Genomic DNA, 13,427 nt, shown 5'->3' with positions numbered 1-13,427 from the left:
TCTATCAACTTTTGTACATTAGCTGCCAGTTTAAGATGGGTGCATTTGAGTATGCCCAAAGGAGCCCGCAAGTATGCGCAGGACTTGGAACGCCAAGAGGCGATCACTACGGCCGCGAAGGCCGCCGGCTACTACGTCGCCGGCATCTACCGTGAGAAGGCATCCGGCGCACGCGCCGACCGGCCTGAGCTGCTGCGCATGATCGGCGACCTACAGCCCGGCGAGGTGGTCATTGCCGAGAAGATCGACCGCATCAGCCGCCTACCTTTGCCCGAGGCCGAGCGCCTGGTGGCCTCGATACAGGCCAAAGGCGCACGCCTGGCCGTCCCTGGCGTGGTCGATCTATCCGACCTGGCGGCCGAGGCCCAGGGCGTCGCCAAGATCGTGCTGGAAGCCGTGCAGATCATGCTTTTTCGCCTGGCCTTGCAGATGGCCCGCGACGACTACGAGGACAGGCGCGAACGCCAGCGCCAAGGCATTGAGTTGGCCCGCCAGGCCGGGCGGTACAAGGGCCGCCGTGCTGATCCGAAGCGCCGCGCCCAAGTTGTCGCGCTGCGCAAGTCCGGCTACAGCATCAACAAGACCGCCGAGCTGGCCGGGTACAGTGCGGCCCAGGTGAAACGGATATGGGCCGAGGTCAGCCAGGCCGAAGCGAAGCAGCACGGCGCGTTCGTGGAGGACGCATTGACGGAAGCCGATGCCCTGGCCGCTGTCGGCCAGGATGAGCGCCAGGAGGAAAGGGCATGAAGAAGCCGAACCAAGACGACGAGCCGTTTTTCATCACCGAGGAGATTGCGGCCGAAATGATCGCCGGCGGCTATGAGTTCGAGCTGCCGCCCATTCCTTGCACCATCCGCCTACGCGACGTGCTGGAGCGCATGACCGATGCTGAGCTAGCATTGCAGCCGGGCGAGATCGCCGACCAGGAGCGTGAACGCTGCCGGCGCAAGCCGTGTTCAACCTCATGATCTGGTCATGGTATTTTTCATGGCACTGAGCCTGATAGTTCTTGCAAATTGTTGTCACTAAAGGGTTTTGTGTGCTTGTTTACAATCGAGTGGGAGTGACGGGCACTGGCTGGCAATGTCTAGCAACGGCAGGCATTTCGGCTGAGGGTAAAAGAACTTTCCGCTAAGCGATAGACTGTATGTAAACACAGTATTGCAAGGACGCGGAACATGCCTCATGTGGCGGCCAGGACGGCCAGCCGGGATCGGGATACTGGTCGTTACCAGAGCCACCGACCCGAGCAAACCCTTCTCTATCAGATCGTTGACGAGTATTACCCGGCATTCGCTGCGCTTATGGCAGAGCAGGGAAAGGAATTGCCGGGCTATGTGCAACGGGAATTTGAAGAATTTCTCCAATGCGGGCGGCTGGAGCATGGCTTTCTACGGGTTCGCTGCGAGTCTTGCCACGCCGAGCACCTGGTCGCTTTCAGCTGTAAGCGTCGCGGTTTCTGCCCGAGCTGTGGGGCGCGGCGGATGGCCGAAAGTGCCGCCTTGCTGGTTGATGAAGTACTGCCTGAACAACCCATGCGTCAGTGGGTGTTGAGCTTCCCGTTTCAGCTGCGTTTCCTGTTTGCCAGCCGGCCCGAGATCATGGGGTGGGTGCTGGGCATCGTTTACCGCGTCATTGCCACGCACCTGGTCAAGAAAGCGGGCCATACCCACCAAGTGGCCAAGACGGGCGCGGTCACCCTGATCCAGCGTTTTGGATCGGCGCTCAATCTGAATGTTCACTTCCACATGCTGTTTCTCGACGGTGTGTATGTCGAGCAATCCCACGGCTCAGCGCGTTTCCGCTGGGTCAAGGCGCCGACCAGCCCAGAGCTCACCCAGCTGACGCACACCATCGCCCACCGGGTGGGTCGCTATCTGGAACGGCAAGGCCTGCTGGAACGGGATGTCGAAAACAGCTATCTGGCCTCGGATGCGGTGGATGACGACCCGATGACACCCCTGCTGGGGCACTCGATCACTTACCGTATCGCTGTCGGTTCACAGGCGGGGCGAAAGGTGTTCACTTTGCAAACTCTGCCGACCAGTGGTGATCCGTTCGGTGACGGGATTGGCAAGGTAGCCGGGTCCAGCCTGCACGCCGGCGTGGCGGCCAGGGCCGATGAACGCAAGAAGCTCGAACGGCTGTGCCGGTACATCAGCCGCCCGGCGGTATCCGAGAAGCGGCTGTCGTTAACACGAGGCGGCAACGTGCGCTACCAGCTCAAGACGCCGTACCGGGACGGCACCACGCACGTCATTTTCGAACCATTGGATTTCATTGCAAGGCTGGCCGCCCTGGTACCGAAGCCCAGAGTCAACCTAACCCGCTTCCACGGGGTGTTCGCACCCAACAGTCGGCACCGGGCGTTGGTCACGCCGGCAAAACGGGGCAGGGGCAACAAGGTCAGGGTGGCTGATGAACCGGCAACACCAGCACAACGGCGAGCGTCGATGACATGGGCGCAACGGCTCAAGCGTGTTTTCAATATCGACATCGAGACCTGCAGCGGCTGCGGCGGCGCCATGAAAGTCATCGCCTGCATTGAAGACCCTATAGTGATCAAGCAGATCCTTGATCACCTGAAGCACAAAGCCGAAACCAGCGGGACCAGGGCGTTACCCGAAAGCCGGGCGCCACCGGCTGAGCTGCTCCTGGGTCTGTTTGACTGACGAGCCTGAAGGCCAACGATACCAATCAAAATGCTGCGTTCACAGCGCCGCGGCAGGGATCCGCCGTGCTGGTTGTCGGAAAAGGAGCCGCTAGTGGGAAAGAGGAGGGTAAATTTTCAGCGTTGCTGGCTCCCCGTCAGCCGGATTGGGTTGCATCGCAGGGGTGTCGAAAGAGTCAACTGCGGTCCAAAGCTGTTGGACTTGGGTGAAAAGGGCGTTTATTCTTCCTATACGTTGTCGGCAGCGGGCCAAAAAGGAATACGTCCATGCCCATCGAGGTGAAACCGGCTGTGAGCGCGGGTTCAAGCATATAGCCCGACAGGCGCGTATCCTTGCCGATCACGACACGATGGCGGTGGTCACCGCGACGAAAGACACGGCCAGCCGCCATGCCGACGCGCAAGGCGGTTTCCGCCGTCATCGCGCCTTCGTTGGCTTTGCCACGAATACCGTCTGTGCCGAAATATTTGCGCACCATAAGGTCGATTATCCTGTCGTCGGGTCGCCCTCAAAGGGGACATGCCTGCTGAACCGCGAATATAGAGAAATATCCCGAATGTGCAGTTAACGAATTCTTGCGGTTTCTTTCAGCGCCGCCAATACCGCCAGCCCGTCGCGCAAGGGGCGCGGCTCGTGTGTGCGGATGAAGTCAGCTCCACCTGCGGCGGCGGCAAGCTCTGCAGCGAGTGTCGCGGCCCCGACATCCCCCGGACCACGGCCTGTGAGCGCGCGCAGAAAGGATTTGCGCGAAACAGACAGAAGCACCGGCAAATCGAAGCGCAGCCGCAATTCATCGAACCGCGCCAGCACCGAGAGCGAGGTTTCGGGAGCAGCCCCCAGAAAAAACCCCATGCCGGGATCAAGGACAAGGCGGTTGCGTTTGATACCGGCACCCGTCAGCGCCGCGATGCGCGCGTCAAAGAACGCCGCAATGTGATCCATGATGTCGCCAGCGGGTGCCTCGCGCCGATCTGCCTGCCCGTCTTGCACCGAATGCATAACGACGAGTTTGGCAGATGATTTCGCCAATTGCGGATAGAACGCAGCGTCTGGAAAACCGCGAATATCATTGAGATAGGCCACACCACGCGACAAGGCATAGGCTTGCGTCGCGGGTTGATAACTGTCGAGCGAGACGGGAATGCCATCTGCCTTGAGCGCGTCCAGCACCGGCGCGATACGCGCGATTTCTGTGTCGGACGAAACAGGCGCGGCGTCGGGATTGCTGGATGCCGGACCGAGGTCGATCACATCTGCCCCCTCGGCCATCAGCTTACGCGCCTGCGCAATGGCTGCGTCTGGCGCCAGATACCGGCCTCCATCGGAGAAACTGTCCGAGGTTATGTTGACGATGCCGAAAATGATGAGCGATTTATTCATGGGGGCTTCTATAATAATCTCTGTACACGACAAAAATAGATAACTCATTGAAATAATGTCACAATAATTGTTTTCTAACGACGAATACTATGACACATCTCAATGAGTTATATCTTATCTTAAACAAATCTCTAAAATGGAACAAGTCACATTTAAAGTGCTTTGCGCTCATCATGCTTGTGATTATTTTAAAGCAAACATGTAATCTTTCTTCTGCATCTAAAGCCTTGCCCATCAAGTGTTTACCACAATCATTTTATCGACGTATGCAGCGCTTCTTTGCAGGTCAGTATTTTGATTATCGTCAAATTTCTCAGTTGATTTTCAATATGTTTTCATTCGACCAAGTGCAACTGACTTTAGATAGAACCAATTGGAAATGGGGAAAACGAAATATTAATATCCTGATGCTCGCAATCGTTTATCGTGGAATAGCGATACCTATCCTTTGGACATTGCTTAATAAACGTGGAAATTCAGATACGAAAGAGCGTATTGCTTTGATTCAACGCTTTATAGCCATTTTTGGTAAAGACCGTATTGTGAATGTGTTCGCAGACAGAGAGTTTATCGGTGAGCAGTGGTTTACATGGTTAATTGAACAAGACATCAACTTCTGCATTCGTGTTAAAAAAACTTCATTGTCACCAATCATTTAGGAAAGAATCATAAAATTAGTGATTTATTTCGCCATCTTAAAGTTGGTCAAATTGAATGTCGTAAACGACGGATTTTGGTTGGTCGGGTGAAACTATATATAAGTGCACTACAGTTAGAAAATGGAGAGCTTTTACTCGTCGTTTCTCCTCAGTTTAATGCCAATGCTATTCAGGATTATGCATTACGCTGGGAAATTGAAACCTTATTCAGTTGTCTCAAAGGACGCGGGTTTAATCTTGAAAATACGCGCTTGACAGACCCTAGACGAGTGAAAAAATTGATTGCGGTGTTAGCTATAAGCTTCTGTTGGTGTTACTTAACGGGTGAATGGCAACATAATCAAAAAAAAGCGATAAAAATAAAGAAGCATGGACGACTCTCAATGAGTTTATTTCGCTATGGTTTAGACTATGTTCAAATGGCGATTCAGCGTTTAATTGGTTTTGGGAAAAAAGAAGAGTTTAAGGAAATTTTGGCAATTTTAAGAAAGCAGAATCCTGATAGGATAAGGGTTCTGTGAAATTTGTCGTGTACAGAGTTTTATTTGTTATACCAGAATGACAACCTCGGTAACTAAGAGCATGATCACCAATAAACTGACGCTTGCAGTTTTTGCATTGATAGTTTTGCTTACCATATAGTTTGAAGCCATTTTTCTTTATACTGTCGCTTAGACAGGTTGGACATTTGATTTCTAGTGTTATTTGCATTTCACTATTTTATCAAAAGCCAACCTGTTTTTTTCAGCATACTTTTTGAAACACCACCAAAAATCTTTCTATATGTAAATAGCGGCAAGAAAATGATCCAAATCATTATTAATGTAAATGTTATTTAATCAACTAGTCTGAAAAAATGTAATTCGGTTTTGCGGGGAAATTAAATGAAAATAATTACAAAAAATAACATAAATATTTTATGTATCCGAGTTTGTATCATATTTCATTCAATAATAATAAATATATATAAAACATATACTTAAAATTGAGTGTAGTAACGTCTGGGCCCACCAGTTTCGAACCAAATAACTCTTTGAATTATATGGTTTTTTACTGAATGAAAGGTTTTGGACCATCGGATTCTGATAGACCGCATGTGGTCCATTTTGCATGATAGTCCGTGGGTCTAAGGTGTAGGCATGTGAAAATCACCCACCAAATTCATTTCACTGATGCTCAATTCGATGTGAACAGCGTATTTGATTAATCCCTAGTGAATTATTATCAAATGAGCTGTGAGCAGAGAAATGAGATCTTGTGGCTATGGGGGATTCTTGGAGAATTGGGATCGTACTGTTTTAGCCTAAAGGTCTAGGGCTTTTCCGAATTTTCTTTGGGGAATTTTCTATATCAATAAGTTTTTTTTAGTAAGATCATGTATTCGATAGTGGATTCATATATTTACAATAGCCCTTGACAGTATATCTGTGTTTACTGGATAGATTCCAATGTATATACATTTGACTCTGAATCTAAGAAATGATTTATTATCAATAAATAAGTGGAATATAAAAATTTTTAAGGTGCTAAATGGCAAGTATTGATGTTAGCGAAGAAAAATTAAAGATATTGTTAAAAGAAGTTAGACAAGATATCCAGACGATTGTAAGTGAAGAAGATGCAAAAGTTAAAATTATTAATAGAATTTTTCATGAATGCTTAGGTTGGTCATTTACCCAGTTCTCTTGCGAAAATAATCATGAAAATGGGTTTTCGGATTATATATTAAAAATAAATGGTGAGCCGTCTTTAGTTGTTGAAGCTAAGCGTATAGGAATTTTGGGAGTAGAATCTGCAGTCACAGATAAATACCGAACTTTAAAAATCTCAGGTTCGGTTTTAAAACCCTCAAATGAAGGTATTAAACAAGCTCATGCGTATGCTAGTGAAGCAGGAATTCCTATTGCTGTACTAACTGATGGTATTACTTGGATAATATTCAAGACATGGGTCAAGGGGGGATATAGAGAAAAGGAAGCATTTGTTTTTCCTTCATTAGAAGCTATAGAAAATTCATTTAGTGTTTTTTATGAACTTCTTTCATATGAGAATTTTAATAATAAGACTTACAATACACTTTTTGACCAAGTGCATAATAATCGTGAGCAATTAACTTTACCTTTGATAGCTGCTCTCGAAACACATGAAATTAATATCCTTCAAAAATCTCCAATTTCATTTGACTTGGAAAAAATCTTTAATGGTTTTTTTACCCAATTAATTGGTGATGAAAACTCAGAAATAATGAAGGAGTGTTTTGTTGAGTCAAATGAAAGTCAAATTGCTGATTATTCTTTGGAAAAAATTACACAAAGTGTTTTAAATAATTTACCCCAAGATCAGAGTCATGTAGAAAGTGAATTAAGTAATTTAATTCAAGATAATGTACAAGCTCAAATACCTGCAGATTCGGATTTATCTGTTTTTATTGTAGGTCCTACTGGTTCAGGTAAAACTACATATATAGATAGATTCTTTTCCAAGATACTTCCAAAAAGTACGCGTGAACAATGTTTGACTATTAATATCAATTGTTTAGATGCTTCAGGTGATGAAGCTAATGTAATTAGTTGGTTGACGGAAAATATTATATCTGCATTAGAGAAAAAACTTTTTATAGAAAACTTTCCAGTTTATAATGACTTAAAAGGTATGTATTTTTCTGATTATAGAAGAATGTCTTCAGGGTATTTAAAAAAAATATATGAGAATGATAGAAGTTTATTCGATGAAAAATTTGCAAACTTTTTAGAAAAAGAAGTTCAAGAAAATAGGGAAGGTTATTTAGAAAAACTACTACATTTTTCGATTCATAATCGTAGAAAATTACCTATAATTATTGTAGATAATACAGATGAATTCACTCTGGAATTTAAGATTCAAGTATTCCAATTGTGCAATGCTTACAGACGTAAAGTAAAACTATGCATGTTAATGTTTCCAGTTACTGATAAGTCTGCATGGAGCTTTTCAAAAACAGATATTTTCACAATACATCAGTCTAGATCTTTCTTTCTTCCAACCCCAGCTCCAAGAGAAGTGTTTAGGAAGCGAATAGAATATCTTAATAAAAAATTCTCTGTACACGACAAATTTCACAGAACCCTTATCCTATCAGGATTCTGCTTTCTTAAAATTGCCAAAATTTCCTTAAACTCTTCTTTTTTCCCAAAACCAATTAAATGCTGAATCGCCATTTGAACATAGTCTAAACCATAGCGAAATAAACTCATTGAGAGTCGTCCATGCTTCTTTATTTTTATCGCTTTTTTTTGATTATGTTGCCATTCACCCGTTAAGTAACACCAACAGAAGCTTATAGCTAACACCGCAATCAATTTTTTCACTCGTCTAGGGTCTGTCAAGCGCGTATTTTCAAGATTAAACCCGCGTCCTTTGAGACAACTGAATAAGGTTTCAATTTCCCAGCGTAATGCATAATCCTGAATAGCATTGGCATTAAACTGAGGAGAAACGACGAGTAAAAGCTCTCCATTTTCTAACTGTAGTGCACTTATATATAGTTTCACCCGACCAACCAAAATCCGTCGTTTACGACATTCAATTTGACCAACTTTAAGATGGCGAAATAAATCACTAATTTTATGATTCTTTCCTAAATGATTGGTGACAATGAAGTTTTTTTAACACGAATGCAGAAGTTGATGTCTTGTTCAATTAACCATGTAAACCACTGCTCACCGATAAACTCTCTGTCTGCGAACACATTCACAATACGGTCTTTACCAAAAATGGCTATAAAGCGTTGAATCAAAGCAATACGCTCTTTCGTATCTGAATTTCCACGTTTATTAAGCAATGTCCAAAGGATAGGTATCGCTATTCCACGATAAACGATTGCGAGCATCAGGATATTAATATTTCGTTTTCCCCATTTCCAATTGGTTCTATCTAAAGTCAGTTGCACTTGGTCGAATGAAAACATATTGAAAATCAACTGAGAAATTTGACGATAATCAAAATACTGACCTGCAAAGAAGCGCTGCATACGTCGATAAAATGATTGTGGTAAGCACTTGATGGGCAAGGCTTTAGATGCAGAAGAAAGATTACATGTTTGCTTTAAAATGATCACAAGCATGATGAGCGCAAAGCACTTTAAATGTGACTTGTTCCATTTTAGAGATTTGTTTAAGATAAGATATAACTCATTGAGATGTGTCATAGTATTCGTCGTTAGAAAACAATTATTGTGACATTATTTCAATGAGTTATCTATTTTTGTCGTGTACAGAGTAAAAAATTAATTAAAGCAGATATTAGTGAACGCAGAGAATACTTATCTAGTAAGGGAATCCGTATAGCATTAAATGATATTTCTAATTTTGCTAAAGTACTTGAAGATGTATTTGTAGAAAATAATTTTACTGCTAAAACCTTAGGAGAACTTACGAACTATAATATTCGTTCAATTATGAATCTTTCGAAAAGGATTATAACTTCTCCTGTAATGAAAATTGAAGATCTTATTACGAGTTTTGTTACGACTGAACCTATTAATTACACAAAATTTATAGATGCTTTACTTCGAGGTGATTATGAAGCCTATAAGTCAAGCACAGGAGAGGATTTTGGTGTAATTTCAACCTTCAAAGTTAATTCGGCCAGATCACATTCTCCATTACTGAATTTAAGAATACTAGCTTTATTGAGGGTTAAAAAATTTAATGGCAGAGATGTTGAGGAACGTCATTTAACTGTACAATCGTTAACTAATTATTTCGAAGCATTAGGGGTTGATTCTATTGATATTGAACTCTGTTTGAAAGAATTAGTTATGCTGAGGTTAGTTGAACCGTATGATCCTTCAACAAGTGTTTTAAGTGATTCACAGAAGCTTGCAATTACTTATAAAGGACTAGCACATTATGAATTATCAACAAAAAATCCTGTTTATTTTTATCAAATGGCAATAACCACAGCAATAAGTGATCCAGAAGTTGCATCTGATATTCGCAGTTATTATAAGTCTGATAGATTTTTCTCTGAAAAAACATCTTATATTCGTAGAAAGTTTGCTGAATATTTAATTTATGAAGATAAAAAACATTTAGTAGAAATACAGGATAAAGATCAATTTGAATGCCAAAGGGAATTAACTAAAGACATAATATCCTTTAGTATAGACAGAAATAGTAGTAAACCTATTCAGGATAATTATTCTAATTTTATTGGTAAAAGACTACTAGGGAGAGTTAGGAATTATGATCCAGAAAAAGATTATGGTGTTATTTCTATACCTGAAATTAATGATGAATTTTCTTTAAAATTTAGTAGATTAGATTCTAATCAAGTTGATTGTATTTATAGCGGTGATGACGTTTATTGTAGTATAGGTAGAGGCGATAGAGGATTGCAAATAAAAACTATTGATGGATTTGTTGATAATATTAATAATCTACAAGTAGAGCAGTGTTCGATAAAAGTATATAAACCAGAGCGTGGATATGGTTTTGCATTTATTGGTACAACTTCAAATGAAGCTTTTTTTCATAAAACAGCATTTCCTAGCAATTTTTATGATTACTTAACAAATGGTCTAGATTTTGAGGCAGAGATAAGATTGAATGATAATGGAAAATATCAAGTAAGGCGTTGTTTAGCACTTACTCAATCTCATGAAGAATTCTAACTTATTTTTAAATATTAGAAAGTTGGCGTCTAAAAAGTTCAGTACTATATATGAATGTAAAGATATGCTGATCAAGGATATATTATTTCTATGGTCTAGAAAAAGGAGTGACCATGAAAAAACATTATCCCGAACTCGAAGCTGTTTCAGATGTCTTGGAGAAAATCCCGCATCATCAAACTCGTTCAGTCGCCAAGGCGATTCGTGTCTGTAACGATGTGGAATCAAGTCATGTCTCCAAAGTTTGTGCTGTTTTGGAAGTAATGCTTTAATTTACCATTTCATCAAATTTCTATGTCCCGATATGCCTTGAGTATATCGGGATTTTTTACGTCTATAGGAATCAAAACCATGCAACCAAGTATCCATGACAAAGTGGGCTACAAGCTCATTCACACCTTTACCTGCAATAAGCTTTCTGATCGAGCTAAAGGGCTGTTGCACTACCAACTCTGGCAGCATGAAGATGATCAGTCTTTTGCTGTTGCACTGAGCAAGAATGAATCTTCAGGGGGCTTTAGTGCTGAACTAATCAAAGTGGATGACATCATCCAACTGCTCGGCAAGTTATACCAAGAGGGCAAGCCTTTCCATGCAACAGCGCTCAAGGATCTATTCATTGGTAAATCAGTGAATAATCCAAGCTTCCTTGCGGCTATATTATTTGATCAGCAATTATTGAAGTTGCATCCAAATGTCGCACGTTTATTGGAGGTCAAAGAGGATTTCGAGCTATGGCCAATTGGATTAGAAAGCTATCTAAAAACTGGAACTGAAGTAGAACCATCTCAAGATGAAGATCCATTAGCAGTCAAGCCTTCGAAAAAGCGTAATAGCAAAGCTGCTGAAAAAGTCCCAATGGAAAAGAGCTTGGAGGAGGAAAGCAATGAAATTCATCCAGAGCAAAGCTGAAATCCAAGAGGTACAGGAACAGCCAATTGCTGATGCCATTCTTGACACCATACAGATGCTCGAAAATCAGTATGAAGAACCCTATCAAGCCACCCTACATGGGTGGTTTGTTGTTTGTGAGGATGAACAAGACCTGATTCAGCCTTTTCCAGATTTGACGTTTAGCCTTGCTGAAAAACTCAATGCAGGGGAGGTGGAATTCGTGGAAAAGAAGAAGGACTGGTACGAAGCCTACATCTTGCTGAACGACAACGAAGGCATCTTAGTTTATGTTCCAAAAACCATTTTTGAGCAACATCGCTTCCAAGTGATCTAGCACTGTTACGGCAGTCCTGTCGTGACGAAACCACTATCAATTTTGATCTGAGATTATTTTATGACAAAGCTACCTTTATTCGCTTTGGGCCAAGTCGTGTCTACATTAAACGCCTTACGATTTGCCGAAGCTGAACAAATTGACTTGCTCGCCTTGCTTGCACGCCACCATACAGGTGACTGGGGTGATGTGTGTGAAGAAGATCGGGAGTCCAATGAAGAAGCCTTGGTGATGCAGTTGCGTATCCTGTCGAGTTATCAATTTGCCAAGGATAGTATTTGGATCATTACCGAAGCAGATCGATCCGTGACTACGATTTTGCTTCCTAGTGACTATTGACCGTAGCCAGTACCGCAGAATGAACCGTTAAGCTTTTTGGGCTTAATGGTATTTACTGCTTTTTTTAGTCAAGGCAAGACTTGATACTTGGGGTAGATGACCTGTTGCAAGGTCTAGTAGTCCGAAGGACTAAGTTTTTTGATTAAATTGTGACCATTCAATCATATTTTTTTTTAGGCTGAATTTGATGTTTTTTATAGATATTTTATATGAATTGAAAAGTTGTTTGGCGGGTGGATTTAGATTTCTCCAAGAGGTCTAGGGAGGAATGGGATCTATCCTAAAATGCCTAGAAGTCCTGAGGAAAACCATAATTGTAGAATGAAGTTCGCTTATATATTTAAATAAAAACAATGATTTGGAGTTTTTTTTGGTTTTTGTTTGTTGTGTTTTTTAGATCGATTGAAACTTAGATGAAAATTGCTTGAAAGTAGACGGATAGGGTGATTTGTGGGGGGCTTCCTCATGCCATTTTTATGATGTATAACGTCTTTAATTAGAAGATTTGGAGGCCATTTTCTTAGATGAACTTGAATGTTTTTGATGTTCAGAGTTCATCGACATTTTGATGATTGAACCAACGGAGTTTGTGACATCCGTAATCATCTTTCAAAGCTGATAATCAGCTAAATTTTTTGAATTTAAGAGGAAGTTAAAATGCAAAACGACGAAATTATCGTTCAATCAAGATTTACTGATCATGACTGGGAACAGTTAGAAGACTTTAATGGATGTTCACCTGAAAACTTTATTTATGGAGGTAATGGGTATACTGATCCTGAGAAAACACCAATTGGAGCTTATAAAACTTTTACTATTTCTGAGGAAGGCATAGTCATTCAACGAAGAGGAATGATGTTAGATCCTGGACAATCTAGTTTAGATGAACTTAATGAAGATTTTTCCCATGAAATGAAAATATTTTCAGAAGCTTATAATGTTGATATGGGATATTACTATTCAAAAAAGTCTGGTTATTGGAGAAACTTTAATCAAATTAATGATTGGCAAAATGAAGGATGCATGGACTATCTCCATGATATATTTTCGACTTTAGAAATTAAGACTGTGCTTTTAGTTTTTTCAATAAAACTAGAAAAGAATAAGTATTCTGATTTGGGATTTTATGCATTAGATAAGCATGGAAAAACGATTGGCTATTACGCTCTTGAAGTGGTTACTGCTAAAACACCGAAAGAAGACGATGAAGAAATTATTATTACCACATTAAATGAGATAGCCTCATTAGATGATTAATTGGTGATGATCTAGATTGTTATTCTTCAATTTGTAGTAAGCATGCAGCTACAGTTGTTTAAATTTTCAATAAAATTATTTATATCTACTATTTCAAATAATAGTACTGCTAGCTAGATTCTAGTCTATTTAATTCGTATTAATTCATTAAATCCTGATTTTAAATTAATTTTAGGTAAATATTATATTTATTGAAATAAACCCATTGCATATATCTAACTGATTTTGAATGACTATGT

13 protein-coding genes and 2 pseudogenes are annotated in these 13,427 nt (G+C 41.8%); 11 read left to right on the top strand and 4 right to left on the bottom strand.

The window, feature by feature from the left end:
- Positions 1-51: 51 nt before the first annotated feature.
- The 3 genes from LXF01_RS17220 (at position 52) to LXF01_RS17210 (ending at position 2,672) form a co-directional block, all read left to right on the top strand.
- Positions 52-747, top strand: coding sequence for a recombinase family protein (locus tag LXF01_RS17220; protein ID WP_233945528.1), 696 nt, complete (start codon positions 52-54; stop codon positions 745-747).
- Positions 744-968 (top strand): hypothetical protein, encoded by a 225-nt coding sequence (locus LXF01_RS17215; protein ID WP_000743213.1) that lies wholly within the window; start codon positions 744-746, stop codon positions 966-968. Before LXF01_RS17220 ends, LXF01_RS17215 begins: the two co-directional genes overlap by 4 nt.
- Before the next feature lie 210 nt (positions 969-1,178).
- On the top strand, positions 1,179-2,672 hold the full coding sequence (locus tag LXF01_RS17210) for an IS91-like element ISCR2 family transposase (protein ID WP_001120888.1): 1,494 nt from the start codon (positions 1,179-1,181) through the stop codon (positions 2,670-2,672).
- Between the two features lie 235 nt (positions 2,673-2,907).
- Here LXF01_RS17210 and glmM read toward each other — a convergent pair.
- Both glmM and sul2 read right to left on the bottom strand, forming a co-directional pair.
- A pseudogene (glmM, locus tag LXF01_RS17205) lies at positions 2,908-3,150 on the bottom strand (phosphoglucosamine mutase); the annotation flags it as partial.
- 86 nt (positions 3,151-3,236) lie between these two features.
- On the bottom strand, positions 3,237-4,052 hold the full coding sequence (gene sul2, locus LXF01_RS17200; RefSeq protein WP_001043260.1) for a sulfonamide-resistant dihydropteroate synthase Sul2: 816 nt from the start codon (positions 4,050-4,052) through the stop codon (positions 3,237-3,239).
- Positions 4,053-4,141: 89 nt separating this feature from the next.
- On the opposite strand from sul2, the gene LXF01_RS17195 reads away from it, so the two are divergent.
- Positions 4,142-5,232 (top strand): IS4-like element ISAba1 family transposase gene (locus LXF01_RS17195; RefSeq protein WP_085940648.1). Its coding sequence is split into 2 segments (ribosomal slippage): positions 4,142-4,682 and positions 4,682-5,232, totalling 1,092 coding nucleotides; the frame shifts between segments, so codons are not numbered across the junction.
- 13 nt (positions 5,233-5,245) lie between these two features.
- Here the strand turns inward: LXF01_RS17195 and LXF01_RS17190 are convergent.
- Positions 5,246-5,422 (bottom strand): annotated as a pseudogene (locus tag LXF01_RS17190) (IS1/IS1595 family N-terminal zinc-binding domain-containing protein); the annotation flags it as partial.
- Positions 5,423-6,241: 819 nt separating this feature from the next.
- On the opposite strand from LXF01_RS17190, the gene LXF01_RS17185 reads away from it, so the two are divergent.
- Positions 6,242-7,900: a type I restriction endonuclease gene (locus tag LXF01_RS17185; RefSeq protein WP_233945527.1), complete on the top strand. Its 1,659-nt coding sequence runs from the start codon at positions 6,242-6,244 to the stop codon at positions 7,898-7,900.
- Here LXF01_RS17185 and LXF01_RS17180 read toward each other — a convergent pair.
- Positions 7,807-8,897, bottom strand: a protein-coding gene (locus LXF01_RS17180; RefSeq protein WP_151725855.1) for an IS4-like element ISAba1 family transposase whose coding sequence is annotated in 2 segments (ribosomal slippage) — positions 7,807-8,357 and positions 8,357-8,897 — 1,092 coding nt in all. Because the reading frame shifts where the segments join, the coding sequence is not laid out codon by codon here. The two genes, LXF01_RS17185 and LXF01_RS17180, sit on opposite strands and share 94 nt — an antisense overlap.
- Positions 8,898-9,182: 285 nt before the next feature.
- Here LXF01_RS17180 and LXF01_RS17175 point away from each other — a divergent pair.
- The 6 genes from LXF01_RS17175 (at position 9,183) to LXF01_RS17150 (ending at position 13,188) form a co-directional block, all read left to right on the top strand.
- A complete protein-coding gene (locus tag LXF01_RS17175) occupies positions 9,183-10,364 on the top strand; it encodes a hypothetical protein (RefSeq protein ID WP_233945526.1) in 1,182 nt (393 codons plus the stop codon).
- 113 nt (positions 10,365-10,477) lie between these two features.
- Positions 10,478-10,636: a hypothetical protein gene (locus tag LXF01_RS17170; RefSeq protein ID WP_233945525.1), complete on the top strand. Its 159-nt coding sequence runs from the start codon at positions 10,478-10,480 to the stop codon at positions 10,634-10,636.
- 79 nt (positions 10,637-10,715) lie between these two features.
- Positions 10,716-11,276, top strand: coding sequence for a hypothetical protein (locus tag LXF01_RS17165; protein WP_233945524.1), 561 nt, complete (start codon positions 10,716-10,718; stop codon positions 11,274-11,276).
- Positions 11,251-11,592, top strand: a complete 342-nt coding sequence (locus tag LXF01_RS17160; RefSeq protein WP_233945523.1) for a hypothetical protein — start codon at positions 11,251-11,253, stop codon at positions 11,590-11,592. Before LXF01_RS17165 ends, LXF01_RS17160 begins: the two co-directional genes overlap by 26 nt.
- A 60-nt stretch (positions 11,593-11,652) precedes the next feature.
- Entirely contained in the window at positions 11,653-11,931 is a 279-nt protein-coding gene (locus LXF01_RS17155) for a hypothetical protein (RefSeq protein ID WP_233945522.1), read from the top strand.
- A 657-nt stretch (positions 11,932-12,588) separates the two neighbouring features.
- Positions 12,589-13,188 (top strand): hypothetical protein, encoded by a 600-nt coding sequence (locus tag LXF01_RS17150; RefSeq protein ID WP_233945521.1) that lies wholly within the window; start codon positions 12,589-12,591, stop codon positions 13,186-13,188.
- Positions 13,189-13,427 lie beyond the last annotated feature (239 nt).

This window comes from Acinetobacter sp. SH20PTE14 (genome assembly GCF_021391555.1).
In the GTDB taxonomy this organism is placed as follows: domain Bacteria; phylum Pseudomonadota; class Gammaproteobacteria; order Pseudomonadales; family Moraxellaceae; genus Acinetobacter; species Acinetobacter amyesii.
The sequence above is the reverse complement of the archived record's forward strand: the minus strand, read 5'-3'. Positions and strand labels throughout refer to the sequence as shown.

Excerpts from the sequence above, each read along its gene's own strand:
- LXF01_RS17155 (WP_233945522.1), top strand. The coding sequence starts at position 11,653 with ATGACAAAGCTACCTTTATTCGCTTTGGGCCAAGTCGTGTCTACATTA.
- LXF01_RS17150 (WP_233945521.1), top strand. The coding sequence starts at position 12,589 with ATGCAAAACGACGAAATTATCGTTCAATCAAGATTTACTGATCATGAC.
- sul2 (WP_001043260.1), bottom strand. The coding sequence starts at position 4,052 with ATGAATAAATCGCTCATCATTTTCGGCATCGTCAACATAACCTCGGAC.
- LXF01_RS17165 (WP_233945524.1), top strand. The coding sequence starts at position 10,716 with ATGCAACCAAGTATCCATGACAAAGTGGGCTACAAGCTCATTCACACC.
- LXF01_RS17215 (WP_000743213.1), top strand. The coding sequence starts at position 744 with ATGAAGAAGCCGAACCAAGACGACGAGCCGTTTTTCATCACCGAGGAG.
- LXF01_RS17210 (WP_001120888.1), top strand. The coding sequence starts at position 1,179 with ATGCCTCATGTGGCGGCCAGGACGGCCAGCCGGGATCGGGATACTGGT.
- LXF01_RS17170 (WP_233945525.1), top strand. The coding sequence starts at position 10,478 with ATGAAAAAACATTATCCCGAACTCGAAGCTGTTTCAGATGTCTTGGAG.
- LXF01_RS17175 (WP_233945526.1), top strand. The coding sequence starts at position 9,183 with ATGAAAATTGAAGATCTTATTACGAGTTTTGTTACGACTGAACCTATT.
- LXF01_RS17160 (WP_233945523.1), top strand. The coding sequence starts at position 11,251 with ATGAAATTCATCCAGAGCAAAGCTGAAATCCAAGAGGTACAGGAACAG.
- LXF01_RS17185 (WP_233945527.1), top strand. The coding sequence starts at position 6,242 with ATGGCAAGTATTGATGTTAGCGAAGAAAAATTAAAGATATTGTTAAAA.
- LXF01_RS17220 (WP_233945528.1), top strand. The coding sequence starts at position 52 with ATGCCCAAAGGAGCCCGCAAGTATGCGCAGGACTTGGAACGCCAAGAG.